We start from the raw sequence: 12654 nt of genomic DNA, 5'->3' as shown, positions 1-12654 counted from the left end.
ACAGGCGTCGCGCCTGGTGGAAACTACCTGCCGACCACCTTGTCCAGCAGCGGCTTCGGCCCGCAGGACGGGGACAGCGCCACCAGCCGGAACTCGGCGATCTTTCCCGTGGTGAGCAGCACCAGAATGGCAGGCTGACCGTCGATGGTGCCCGGCCTGACCCCGACGGGGGACTGTCCCGCGGGATAACCGGCGGCCTGCAGACAGGAGTCGAGCGCCTGTGGTGTGCCGAGCGAGCCGTAGTCCTTCTTCCCCGCCGCCAGCTGCCCGACCGCGGCCTGCGGCTGGTCGCTGCGCAGCGCCAGCGGCGGTTCGGCCGCCGTCCCGCTCGACGGCGGGGCCGCGACCGGGGTGCCGCTGGTCGTCTCGGTCTTCGGCAGCGCGATGGCCACCGCGGCGATCGCGGCAGCGGCCACGGCGACCACGCCGGTCGCCCAGCCGATGCGCTTGTTCCGCTTCCGGCGCGCGTCCTCGAGGCTGACCACCGGCGCGACCTGCGGAAACGCCTGTCTGGCTTCTTCCGCGAGTGCCGTGTCGATGCGTGCCGCGACGTCGGCGGGCATGGGCGGCGCGGGCGCCGCACCGAGATTCGCCAGGTCGGCCGAGGTGGCTTCGAGGGCGTCGATGATCGCGCGAGCCTCCGGGTCCGCCTGGACCCGTGGCCACAACTCCGCTGCCTGCGCCTCGGTCAGTACTCCGGCGTGCAGGTCAGCGAGCAGGTCGACAGACCAAGGCGGACCGGCTGCACCGATCGCCCGGTTCTCGTCTGTCATCGTCCCTCCCGCTGCCGTTTGCTTTCGGAAGTTGGGACGTTCGCAATCGCATCGGGGTTCCGCAGATGACCGAGAACCTTCGCGAGTTTGGCGCGACCTCGCGCACACCGGCTTTTCACGGTTCCCTCGGCGATGCCGAGCATCCGTGCCGTCTCGCTCACCGAGTAGCCCTCGACGTCGACCAGCACGATCGGGGCGCGCTGATCCTCGGGCAACTGGTCCAGAGCGTCGTTGATGACCAGCCTGGTCTCCCGGTCGGCCATAAAGTCACGCGGGGTGGCGGGTTCGTTGAACCCGGTCTCGGGCAGCGGCACCGTCGGCCGCGCCTGTTTGCGGCGCACCCGATCGAGGCAGGCGTTCACCACGATCCGGTGCAGCCAGGTGGTCACGGCGGACTCGGCACGGAAGTTGCCCGCGGCGCGGAACGCCGAGATGAAGGCGTCCTGGAGCGCGTCCGCCGCTTCCTCCGGATCGCGCAGGGTGCGCAGGGCCACCGCCCACATGCGGTCCCGATGGCGTCTGACCAGTTCACTGAAGGCGTTGGGGTCCCCCGAGGCGTGTGCCGCGATGAGATCGGCGTCCGTCGGTGCAGCTGCGGTCACCCGGGTGAGACTACTGGGCGGGCACGAAGGTCAATTCGCCTATCTGGGACTGGTACTTCGACCCGCTCTTACTCAGCTGGGTGATCCAGACGATCACATAGCGTGCCTGCTGCGGCTGCGGCAGGGTGATGTCCGTGGTCGGCCCGTTGAGGGTGGCGTTGCCGACGACCCTGGTGTCGCTGAGCTGCGGATCCTCCGAATCCGCGAGCCGGATCTCCACCACGGTGCCGGGGCTGTTCGCGGCGATCGTGACCTTGGCCAGGTTGATCGGGTTGTCGAAGTTCGCGATCAGCCCGACGCCCTTCTTGATCGTCGGGAACTGCTGGTTGTACTGGTCGGTCCGCCAGATCGTGCCCGGGTCGCCGTCGATCGTGTTCTTCGCGCGACTGGTGTTGTCACCATCGCCGTCCGGGTTGTACACGGCGATTCCGCCGGGCGCGACCGCCGCGCCGAGCTGTGCCTGTCCAGGCGGCGTGCTGGGCGCCGGCGGCTGGGTGCTCGCCGGTGGCGGCGCCGCCGTGGTGGTCGGTGCGGCGACGTTGATCGCCGGGCCGCCCGAGTTCGGGCTGTCCTGGAAGAAGCTGATGGCCAGCATGCCGAGCCAGGCCAGGATGCCGACCGCCGCGACGACCAGCACCGTCACACCCAGCGCGAGCTTGCGCCGCCGCGCCCTGTCCTTGACCGGCTTCTTCGTGGTCCAGATCGTGCCGTCCTCGTCGGGCTTCGGGCCCTGCGAGTTGATCAGCTGGGTGCGTTCCTCGGCCTCGGCCGCGAGTTCCAGCGCACGCAGGATCGCGGCGCTGGTGCGGATGCCGCCGTGCCCGCCGTCCTCGATGGTGCGCACGGCGAGCGAGGACAGTTCGGTCGGCACGGACGGCTGCAGCGAGCGCGGCGGCACCAGCCGCCCGTTGGGAGCGTGTGGTGCCGCCGGAATGGCCGCGGGCCCGCCTGGCAGCGCCCATCTGCCCGTGAGCAGCAGATACAGCACCGCACCGATGGCCTTGACGTCATCGCGCAGGGTCGCTTCCGGCAACGGGCCCGGAAACGCCAGCCGCAGCGTGCCCTCGGAGGTCAGCCGCAGCCGCTGCGGATGGTCGAGGCCGAGCACCAGTCCGGCGTGGTGGGCACGCTCGACCGCCTCGGCCAGCTTCTGCACCATGCGCGCCGCGGTGAGCGGGGCGACCGGATGCTCCGAGACCAGGTCGATCAGGTCGGTGCCCTTGGTCCATTCGGTGACGACGACGCCGAGCAGGCCCTCGCCGGAGGTGATGCCGCTGCCGAGGCTGAGCACGTCCAGTACGCGGGCGACGCCGTCGTGCGTGAACTTCGCCGCGTGTGCCGCCCGCTCCAGCGTGCGCCGGGCCATCCGGGCCGATTCGGCGTCGGCGGGATCGCCGACCAGCAGCGTCAGCGCCACATCGCGGCGCAGCTGACCGTCGCGGGCACGCCACAGATGCGCGCCGGCCCGTTCATCGATACCGAATTGGGCGAGTAGGCGGTACCTGCCGTCGCCGACGACGCTGCCGGGCGCGAGGGAACCTCCCCGCGTCCGCACGCCGGTCCGGGCGGCGCCGGACTCCTCACTCCGCTTCTCGTTCACCCCAAGCTCTCTTTCACGCACCTCTGTCGAGGGTACGTGAATACGACGCGTGAATCCGAGTTATCCGTGCGTTGATCGTTATCCGCGCTTGACCAAACGAGTGAACCTCTTGGTCGCGGGCGCGAGTTCCTCCACCTTCAGCGCCGCCAGCACACCGAACGACACGGCGAGCCCGACGAGCCCCTGGAGGATCAGCTTGACCCACGCGGTGGCCCGCGCGCCGAAATCGGGGACACTGAGCCCGACGAGTATCGCCGCGACGACGCCGAGCGCGCTCGCCACGACGGTGAACAGGATCACCCCGAGCACGCGCTTGCTGCGCAGGTTGCCGAGGCTCACCCACAGCCAGACCTGGCCCATGATCGCGCCGACGACGAACGTCAGCGAGTTCACCATCATCGTGCCCAGCACGATGTTGCGGTCGTCCAGCAGCACCGGGCACAGGTACAGCAGCGGGATCTTGACGATCGTCATCACGAGCATGATCAGCGTCGGCGTGCGCGCGTCCTTCATCGCGTAGAACACCCGCAGCTGCAGCATGACCAGCGCGTAGGGCAGCAGGCCGAACGCCGAGATGGCCAGCGCCTCGCCGAGCCTGCCCGCATCGGTCGCGGAGTTCGCGCCACCGCTGAACAACGCGACACCGATCGACTCCCCGACCACCGTCATCACCGCGGCGATCGGCACCAGCATCACCGTCGAGATGCGCGAGGCGTACGACAGGTCGGCCACGACCTTGCGCGTGTCGCCGTCGGCGGCGTTGCGGGACAGTCTCGGCATGATCGCGGTCAGCAGCGACACGCCGATCACGCCGTAGGGCAGCTGGAACAGCAGCCAGGCGTTGGAGTAGATCGTCACACCACCGGGGTCACCGGCGGTCAGCACCCGCGTGTTGATGGTGAGGCCGATCTGGCTGATCGCGACGTAGCCGAGGATCCACAGCGCGAGGCCGCCGAACTCCTTCATCCGCTTGTCGATGCCCCAGCGCCATTTGAACCGGAACCCGGTCCGCATCAGCGGCGGCACCAGCATCACCGCCTGCACGACGATGCCCATCGTCACGCCGAGGCCGAGCACCAGCAGCTTGGGATCGCTCATGTGCACGGGGTCGGTCGAGATCTTGCCCGGCACCAGCATGAACACGGCCAGCGTCACGATGACGACGAGGTTGTTCATCACCGGTGCCCAGGCGGTGGGACCGAAGATGTGCTTGGCGTTGAGGATCGCCGAGAGCAGCGCGAACACGCCGTAGAAGAAGATCTCCGGCAGCAGCAGCCGGGCGAAGGCGTTGGTGAGCGGGGAGTTGGCGTGCCCGCCTTGCTCCATGTACAGCGAGGTCAGCGCGGGCGCGGCGAACACGGCGACCACCGTGCCGACGAGCAGCACCGACAACCCGACGGTGAGCATGCGCTGCGTGTACGCCGCGCCGCCGTCGGAATCGTCCTGCGAACGCACCATCAGCGGCACGACGACACTGCTCAGCACACCGCCGAGCAGCAGCTCGAACACGATGTTCGGCAGCGTGTTGGCGATGTTGAACGAGTCGTTCTCGACACCGGTACCCACGGCCCAGACCAGCATGATCTTCCACAGGAAGCCGGTGATGCGGCTGACGAGCGAGGCGATCGCCATCTTGCCGCTGGACTTCGCGATGGACTCGGGTACCGGCTTCGTCTCGACGGGCGGGATGTAGCCGGTCGCGTCGAGCCCCGGACCTTCGCCGAAGGAGTCGACGGGAGCGCTGCTCGGCACTCGCGGCAGCATCCGGGTGGCGAGCGAGTCGTAGGGACGCAGCACGTCCGGATCGGCGACCGGCCATTTCGAGCTGGCCGGTACCCCGCCGACCCTCGGGATGAAGATGGTGGCGTCGGGATCGTTGGGCGCCAGCGGAGGCGCGCCGAAGGGCATGCTGTCCTGCTGCCGCTGCTCCTGGCGCCACGGCCGGACCGGTGGTTCGCGCCGTTGCGGCGCTGGTTGGGGCGGCGGCGCCTGCGGAGGAGGTGCCTGCCTTGGCGGCGGCTGCTGCTGACGGGTCCGGGCCGGCGGCGGTTGCTGCCCACGCGGCGGCACCTGGCGGCGACGGCCGTTGGACGCCGGCGGCACGCGGCGCGTCGGCTGCTCGGGGGGGATGCGTTCAGGCGGCGGCCGCCGCGTCACACGTTCGGCGGGACGCTCGGGTGGCCACCCCGGGTCTCTGTCCAACGTGTGCCCAATCGCTCGCGGTCAGTTCGCACCCCAGGGTAGTCACTTCGCGCGACGGCTCCTGATCCGGCGATAGATCTGTCGCCCGGAGAGCAGGACGACGGCGGCACCCCCCGCGATGGTGAGTACCAGCGTGATGACCCCGTACTCGTTGGACCGCAACTCGAAGCGGGCCGGCGTGCCCAGCGCGGTGCCGCCCGGGGTGCTCAGCGAGACCGTCAGGTTGAACCGGCCCGCGCGCAGGGCCTCGACCTGGATCGGGATGTTCCGGCTCAGCCCGGCGGGCAGCAGCTGGTCCGGGGAATTGCCGAAGCGCAGGCCGGTGCTGTTGTTCATGATGATCCGCACCGCGACCTGGACCGGCAGCGTGTTGTGCAGGAACACCGGCAGCGGTGAGGAGCCGGAGGCCATCGAGATCGGCACCGACGGGCTGTCCACCGTCACACCGCGCAGCAGCGCGTCCAGTTCGGCGCGCGAGTCGGCCGCCGAGCCCTCAGCGGCGCCCTTGGTGGTCCGCCACGCCGTCGAGGTGTTGCGGACCAGCGCGTACCGCAGCGGCAGCAGCAGCTGGTCGGGGTCGACCTGTGCGGTCGGGTCGACCGTCATCGCGGACCGGACGTCGGCCATCGTGTTCTCGATCGTGGCCATCGAGTCGGTGACCGAGGCCGGGGTCGCCCCGGCGACGTCCTCGGCGGTGTAGCTCATCCGCGCCGTGCCGCTCGCGGGCATCGCGAGCACCTGCGGGAGCGCGACACCGGTCAGCAGCCGCCGGTCGAACAGCTCCCCCATGGTCTGCAGCAGCTGGGTCAGCTCCGTCTCGGGCACGTCCCACCGGCGCGGTGGCGCGACCAGGACCGACTTGCCCGCGTCGCCGTTCATCCCGCGGTAGGCCAGCGCGGCCAGGCCGTTCTGCGTGCCGATGGCGGGATCGTCGACGGCGGTCGCGGCGGACGAATCGCTGCCCGTCCCGTTGAGCCCGGTGGTGACCAGCGAGTCCACCGGCTCCGCGCGCACGGCCGACCCGGCGATGCCGACCCCGCTGGTGACGTTTCCGGACAGTTGGCTCGGATCCGCGATCAGCGTCTTGATGCCGGCGGTGTCGAGCGCCGTGAGCGACTTGTCGTCGAGCGGTCCCTCGGCCCACAGCACGCCGGCCTGCGGGCGCGTGCCGATCAGATTCTGCACGTGCTGCGCGGTGTTGAGCGCGTAGCCCATCAGATCGCCGCCGCGAACCCGGGCCAGCGCGGGCAGATCGGCATCGGCGTAGGGCATCTGGACCACACACTGGTTCGCGACGAGGCGGCGCAGCGAGTCCAGCCACGTTTTGGCGGCGTCCGCACCCGACCCGGGCACGTTTCCGGACGCGGTGCGGACCTGGTAGCCGCGGCTCATCGCGTCGACCGTGTCGAGCAGATCGGGATCGACCGCGTAGCACAGCGTGCGGCTCAGCTCCGGATCGTCACGTACCGCCAGCGCCGAAGCGACCAGCGCGTCGAGCCGCCCCCCGGGACGCAGCTCCGCGGCGAGCATGTCGTCACCGAGCACCGACTGCCCGCCGAACGGCGCGGCGACGAGCCGGGGGCGGGTGTCGGCGATCGGCCACAGCATCGTGACCTGCGCGGGCCGGTCGGGCACGGGCGACGACGACTTCCCAGGCGCGCCGAGCACCGGCAGCAGCATGCTCAGCGACGCGAGCCTGGCCTGCCCGCCGTAGTCCGGGGTGCCGTTGACATTGACCAGCAACGGATAGATGCCGGCGTTGCTGACCCGCAGGTTGCCTGCCGACCCGTCCAGCTTGACGGTGATGTTGAGCGGGGCGCTCTGCCCCGGTTCGAGCGTCGCCGGGCTGAGGTCGAGGAACCGCGACAACGAGGAGCCGGTCGCGCTGGTGCCGGACATCGCGGTGCGGATCTGACGCTCGCTGCTCATCCGGTCGCCGAGTTCGAGCCGGGCCTGTAGTTCGCTGATGCGGCGGTCGCCGATGTTGGTCACGGTGCCGGTGATGTTCAGCGTCGTCGAGTTGCCGTTGATCACCCGCGGGTTCATCTGCGTGACGCTCAGTCGCAGCCGTGGCGAGTCGGCGGCCTGCTCCGCCGCGGACGTGAACGGCGCGGTCAGCACTACAAGGAACGCGGCCAGCACTACGGCGGCGAACCGCTTCACTCTCCGACTCCTTCGGTAGCCGCTCGGTTCGAATCCTCGAACAGCTGTCGGGCCTTGCGGACCAGGGCACGCTCGTCGGTGTAGGCGAGCCTGTTCTCCAGTTCCGCGACCGGCACCCACGCCACCTCGGTGACTTCGACATCCTCGTCGGAGAGCTCCCCGCCGGTCGCTTCCAGCAGGAAATGATGCACCGTCTTGTGCACGCGGCGACGCTCGGCCACGAACCAGTAGTCGATCGTGCCGAGCGAGCTGAGCACGCGCGCGGAAATGCCGGTCTCCTCTTTCACTTCACGCATCGCGGTCTGTTCGACGGTCTCGCCGTCCTCGATGTGGCCCTTGGGCAGGGACCAGAGCAGTTTGCCGTGCCGGTCAAGACGCCCGATCAGCACGGCGTGCCGCCGGTCCGCGTCGACCACCAGGCCCCCGGCGGAGGTCTCGTCGACCGTGGTCATCCTCCTGCCGCGGCGGCGACGCGACCGGCGTCGCTTTCCGCCGCTGGAGCGACCGGCCGATCCAGACATGCTGCGATGCTAGTGCTTGCGGGTGTCAAACGGTTACGAACGCGTAGCTGTGCCTTCACTTTCAGTGGATCGGTAGGCTGGTTCTTCGTATCTTGTCCGGTTAAGTGGACCTCTCGGGTGGTTGTGTCCCAGTGAACGAACTCGCCGCGAAGCGGAATGCGGTGACGGAGCTGATGCGGATCTCGCCGTTGGCCGACGACCTCGCCGGGTTGTTCGCCGCCGCGGGCCATCGGCTGTACCTCGTCGGCGGCAGCGTGCGCGACGCGCTGCTCGGCCGGTTGTCCAGCGATCTCGACTTCACCACCGACGCGAGGCCGGAGCGCATACTCAAGATCGTCTCCGGCTGGGCGGACGCCGTCTGGGAGACCGGGATCGAGTTCGGCACGGTCGGCATCACCAAGCGCGGATCGACGCTGGAGATCACGACGTTCCGCGCCGACACCTACGACCGGGTCGGCCGCAACCCCGAGGTCACCTTCGGCGACACGATCGAGGGCGATCTGCTGCGCCGCGACTTCACGGTGAACGCGATGGCGATCGACCTGTCGACAAAGCAGTTCGTCGACCCGTACAACGGGCTGGACGCGCTGAGCGCCCGCGTGCTGGACACGCCCGCCACGCCGCAGGAGTCCTTCGCCGACGATCCGCTGCGAATGCTGCGCGCCGCGCGGTTCGTGGCGCAGCTGGGGTTCACACCCGCGCCGCGCGTGGTCGACGCGATGAAGGACATGGCAGGCGAGCTGCGCCGGATCACCGCCGAGCGGGTGCAGGCGGAGCTGTCGAAGCTGCTGCTCGGCGAGTATCCGAGGCGCGCGCTGGAGCTGCTGGTGGACACCGGGCTGGCCGAACTGGTGTTGCCCGAGGTGCCCGGCATGCGCCTGGCGATCGACGAGCACCACCAGCACAAGGACGTCTACCACCATTCCCTGACCGTGCTGGAGCAGGCGATCGCGCTGGAGAAACGCGACGGCTGGCAGCCCGATCTGGTGCTGCGGCTCGCCGCGTTGCTGCACGACATCGGCAAGCCGGCCACGCGCCGCTTCGAGTCCGGCGGCGGGGTGAGCTTCCATCACCACGAGGTGGTGGGCGCCAAGATGACCCGCAAACGCTTGCGCGCACTGAAGTACTCGAAGCAGATCGTCGACGACGTGAGCCAGCTGGTGTTTTTGCACCTGCGTTTCCACGGGTACGGCAACGGCGAGTGGACCGACTCCGCCGTGCGCCGCTACGTCACCGACGCGGGGCCGTTGCTGGACCGGCTGCACAAGCTGGTGCGCGCCGACTGCACCACGCGCAACAAGCGCAAGGCCGCCGCGCTGCAGCGCACCTACGACGGCCTGGAGGAGCGGATCGCGCGCATCCAGGCCGAGGAAGACCTCGCGAAGGTGCGGCCCGACCTCGACGGCAACGAGATCATGAAGATCCTCGGGCTGCCACCGGGGCCGCTCGTCGGGCAGGCCTGGCGGCACCTGAAGGAGCTGCGGCTCGACCGTGGCCCGCTGTCCCATGAGGACGCGGTGGCCGAGCTGCACCGATGGGCTGAAGAGAACGGCGTCGCGTAACTTTCGGCGCTGCCGCGGGGACTTAGGGTCGTGTCCTCCGCCGCCCGCCGAGCCGGGTTCCTGATCACGCTGCTGCGTCGTGGCGCGCCCGCGATGGCCACCGCGACGAGCGACCTCGACGACGGGATCGCCGATCCGGCGCCGGTCAGCGCACTGCGGCGGATGCGTGGGATGGCCGGTCCCGTCGATCTGGAAGTGCGGGACAACCTGCTGCTGCGGGCGACGCGGTACGTCGCGATGGTGCCGCTCGCGTACCGGATCGTCGCGGTGCTCGGGGCGCTGTCCGGCTTCGTGGGCGGCGGTTACGACGGCGTCGTACCGGTGGTGCTCGTCGCCGTGTGCTCGGTCGCGGTGAACCTCGCCGGGCTGCGCTGGCTGCTGCGTTCGGCGCCGTTCCACGGCGGGCAGGCCGCGCGGCTGCTGGCCTTGGACGTGGTGTTCACGCTGCTGGTGAACCTGCTCGTCGCCGCGACGGTGCCCGAGTCGGCGTTCGACGCGGCGATGCAGGTGCCCGGCAAGCAGCTGCTGGGCGCCATGGCGTTGCTGACTCTCGCACTGGGAGTGGGGTACGGGCTCGGCCTGATGCTGGTCAGCGTGCCGCTGCACATCGCGGCGTGGTGGCTCAACACCGGTTTGTTCAACGTGAAACAGGGCTTCGCCGGCTTCGGCACGATGTTCGGCGTCGTGTTCACCGCGACCGGTGCGCTGGTGCTGCTGGGCTTGGGGACCCGGCTCGCGCTGGCGTACGGCATTCGCAACGGGCGCCTGGCGGAACGAGCGCAGCAGCACCGGATGCTGCACGACACGGTGCTGCAGACGCTGGAGGTGCTCAGCCTGCCCGGCAGCGGCAGTGCGGAACGGCAGCTCGCGGAGGTGCGCCGCACGGCGCGGGCGCAGGCGCTGGACCTGCGGAACATGCTGGAGAAGGCGTCCCGCGAGTCGGCGGAGGAGGCGGGCAGGCCCCTGGGCGAGAAGCTGACCGCGCTCGCGGCGGAAATGGCACGGGAAGGGCTGCGCGCGCAGGTCGTGATCGCCGAACTGGACGAGGACACGCTCTCGGAGGTCCGCCAGATCGCGATCCGCGACGCGGCCCGAGAGGCGATGCGCAACACGCTGAAGCATGGCGGGACGGACCAGGTGGTCGTGCGGGTGGACGAGCGCGACGGCGGCATCGCCGTGACGATCCGCGACCACGGCACCGGCTTCGACGAGTCCGAGCGGCCGGCGGGCTTCGGCATCAGCGAGTCGATCAGCGCCAGGCTGGCCGAAGCGGGCGGCCGGGCCAGGATCGAATCACGACCGGGAAGCGGTACCAGGGTCACGCTGTGGATGCCGCGATAGCCCGCGTCCTCACCGGCATGCGACGCGAAGGCTAAACCCGCTCCAGCGCTCCGCTCTCCAGGTGGCTTCCGATCGCCCTCGGCAGCAGGTAGCCCACCGCGCCACCGGGTTGCGGGCCCCACGGCAGCGTCACCCCCGTCAGCACCGGGATCCCCCGGGTCAGGCGATACTGCGCGCGCATCTGCTCCCGGTCGGGCGTCAGCGACGTCTCCGGGAACCCCGTGTCCACGTCGTGCACCAGGTTCCCGGCCTCGTTCCCGAACCGGAGCACGGTGCGGCCCGCGGGCAGCAGGATCATCCGCTTCGAGCGGAAGAACGTCAGCGGCGGCTCTCCCCGCAGCGGCACGATCGGCCACTCCACCGGCGCGGGCTCGGGCATCCGCGCGGGATACAGCAGCAGCGAACCCACCAGGAACCGCGCCGCTTCCTCGACCCGCGCGAACGCCGCCGGCTCTCCGCCGCCGGGTCCGGTGACCTCCCAGCTTTCCTTGGTACGCCGCAGACTCCACGCGTCCTCGGCGATCTCCCCGATCCGGTACGCGGACTCCGGCACGCCGGCCTCCGCGAGCCGCCGCTCCAGCACGTCCAGCACTTCCGAGGCCCGCAGCCCCATCGCCGGGTCGCCGCCGCGGTCGACCACCGTCACCGCGTCCGGCGCGGACTCCTGCGGCAATGGCGGCCGCGGTTTGCCGAGCACGTCCGCCTCGGCGGCCTCACGCACCTGGCTCGGCACCAACGGCACCCGGTAACCGTTGGCACGAATGCGTTCCAACAGCTCCGGCTCCGGCGGGATGCCGTACTTGCGCAGGTAGTGCGGCACCGCGGCGGGCCAGATCCACAGGCCGTCGGTGTGGAACGCGTCGGGTACGTCCGGCGGCGCGGCCGGGTTGACCGTGTCGGCCAGCCAGCCCGGTCTGCTGAGCACCACCGGCGCCCGGTACAGGTAGTCCAGCACGCCCCGGATCTCTTCCTGCGGCACCGGCTGCGGCGTCTCCGCGAACGCCGCGCGCCGGAACGTCACATCCAGCGACAGCCCGGCCTTCGCCGCCAGCCAGCCCGGGATCTGCTGGCGTTCCCTCGGGAAGTGAGCCAGTTCGGCCTCGTAGGCGTTCGCGGTCAACCTGCCGCCGCCCGGCGCCTGCCGCCAGTTCGGTTCGTTCGTGCTGTCGTAGTCGAACTGGAACGACGACGGCGCCTCGAGCGTGAGCGTGCCCTGGAACCACGTGCCCGCACCCGGCTGGTACATCGCCGCCCGCAGCCGCGCGAACAACTGGCCCAGCGCCGGCGGCGCGGACAGCGACACCGACAGCCCTTCGCCGACCGACCGGATCTCGATCTCGGCGTAGTCGCCGACCTGACGGAACTGCGCGGCGACCCGTTCCCAGCCGTCGGGCAGGATCGATCGGACGCTGCGCGCGATGTCGCGCACCAGCGCGTCGGGCTCGCCGGTGCCGGGCTCGGGACGCCTGGCTCCGGGGAAGTCGTGCCGTTCCTGCCACAGCGCGGTGATCTCGTCGGGCGTCGCCGTGGTGGTGAACTCGGTCAGCCCCAGTTGCCGCGCCCGCACGTCGTCGCGCCCGTTCCAGCGCAGGGTGAGCGTGGCCGGATCGGGTGCGATGCGGAACAACTCGTCGTCGAACAGGCAGTGGGTCTGCAGGCTGAACGTCGAATCCGCCTCGTCCTCCGGCACGACCTTCGCCGGCCGCAGGTTCCACTCGGTGTCGAAGTCCTCCGGCGGTTCGTCACCCGCGGCGGCGACGAGCAGCATCGTCCCGTCGGCGGTGGAGCGCTGGGCTTCGAAGACGTTGCCCCGCCACACCCCGTACAGCCCGTCCGCGCGTCGCGCGAGCTCGACTCGATAGCGCACAGTTCCCCCTGTGTAGGTCAAAG

At 70.3% G+C, this 12654-nt stretch carries 9 protein-coding genes; 2 read left to right on the top strand and 7 right to left on the bottom strand.

Going from position 1 to position 12654, the window contains the following annotated elements; genetic code table 11:
• Nucleotides 1–23: 23 nt before the first annotated feature.
• The 6 genes from HFP15_RS10340 to HFP15_RS10315 all read right to left on the bottom strand — a co-directional run bounded on the left by HFP15_RS10340 (nucleotide 24) and on the right by HFP15_RS10315 (nucleotide 7861).
• The gene (locus tag HFP15_RS10340) at nucleotides 24–773 is read right to left on the bottom strand and encodes an RsmA family anti-sigma factor (RefSeq protein ID WP_168514077.1); all 750 of its coding nucleotides are present in this window, start codon (nucleotides 771–773) and stop codon (nucleotides 24–26) included.
• Entirely contained in the window at nucleotides 770–1375 is a 606-nt protein-coding gene (gene sigM / locus HFP15_RS10335; protein ID WP_168514075.1) for an RNA polymerase sigma factor SigM, read from the bottom strand. Before sigM ends, HFP15_RS10340 begins: the two co-directional genes overlap by 4 nt.
• 10 nt (nucleotides 1376–1385) lie before the next feature.
• Nucleotides 1386–2975 (bottom strand): protein kinase family protein, encoded by a 1590-nt coding sequence (locus HFP15_RS10330; protein WP_168514073.1) that lies wholly within the window; start codon nucleotides 2973–2975, stop codon nucleotides 1386–1388.
• A 78-nt stretch (nucleotides 2976–3053) separates the two neighbouring features.
• Nucleotides 3054–4883, bottom strand: coding sequence for a murein biosynthesis integral membrane protein MurJ (gene murJ / locus HFP15_RS10325; RefSeq protein WP_168514071.1), 1830 nt, complete (start codon nucleotides 4881–4883; stop codon nucleotides 3054–3056).
• 336 nt (nucleotides 4884–5219) lie between these two features.
• Nucleotides 5220–7340 (bottom strand): DUF6049 family protein, encoded by a 2121-nt coding sequence (locus HFP15_RS10320; protein ID WP_168514069.1) that lies wholly within the window; start codon nucleotides 7338–7340, stop codon nucleotides 5220–5222.
• Complete coding sequence (locus HFP15_RS10315) at nucleotides 7337–7861, bottom strand: NUDIX hydrolase (protein WP_168514067.1); 525 nt, start codon at nucleotides 7859–7861, stop codon at nucleotides 7337–7339. The genes HFP15_RS10320 and HFP15_RS10315 overlap by 4 nt, the downstream gene beginning before the upstream one ends.
• Nucleotides 7862–7992: 131 nt before the next feature.
• On the opposite strand from HFP15_RS10315, the gene HFP15_RS10310 reads away from it, so the two are divergent.
• Together HFP15_RS10310 and HFP15_RS10305 are read left to right on the top strand one after the other, a co-directional pair.
• The gene (locus tag HFP15_RS10310) at nucleotides 7993–9423 is read left to right on the top strand and encodes a CCA tRNA nucleotidyltransferase (RefSeq protein ID WP_168514065.1); all 1431 of its coding nucleotides are present in this window, start codon (nucleotides 7993–7995) and stop codon (nucleotides 9421–9423) included.
• Between the two features lie 93 nt (nucleotides 9424–9516).
• Complete coding sequence (locus tag HFP15_RS10305; RefSeq protein WP_168514521.1) at nucleotides 9517–10764, top strand: sensor histidine kinase; 1248 nt, start codon at nucleotides 9517–9519, stop codon at nucleotides 10762–10764.
• 31 nt (nucleotides 10765–10795) lie between these two features.
• Here HFP15_RS10305 and HFP15_RS10300 read toward each other — a convergent pair whose 3' ends face one another.
• Nucleotides 10796–12631: a TNT domain-containing protein gene (locus HFP15_RS10300; protein ID WP_168514063.1), complete on the bottom strand. Its 1836-nt coding sequence runs from the start codon at nucleotides 12629–12631 to the stop codon at nucleotides 10796–10798.
• Nucleotides 12632–12654 lie beyond the last annotated feature (23 nt).

It is taken from the genome of Amycolatopsis acididurans (assembly GCF_012328925.1).
GTDB lineage: Bacteria > Actinomycetota > Actinomycetes > Mycobacteriales > Pseudonocardiaceae > Amycolatopsis_E > Amycolatopsis_E acididurans.
The sequence above is the reverse complement of the archived record's forward strand: the minus strand, read 5'-3'. Positions and strand labels throughout refer to the sequence as shown.

Coding starts and splice junctions, on each gene's coding strand:
- murJ (WP_168514071.1), bottom strand. CDS start 4,883: ATGCCCTTCGGCGCGCCTCCGCTGGCGCCCAACGATCCCGACGCCACC.
- HFP15_RS10305 (WP_168514521.1), top strand. CDS start 9,517: ATGGCCACCGCGACGAGCGACCTCGACGACGGGATCGCCGATCCGGCG.
- HFP15_RS10340 (WP_168514077.1), bottom strand. CDS start 773: ATGACAGACGAGAACCGGGCGATCGGTGCAGCCGGTCCGCCTTGGTCT.
- HFP15_RS10315 (WP_168514067.1), bottom strand. CDS start 7,861: ATGTCTGGATCGGCCGGTCGCTCCAGCGGCGGAAAGCGACGCCGGTCG.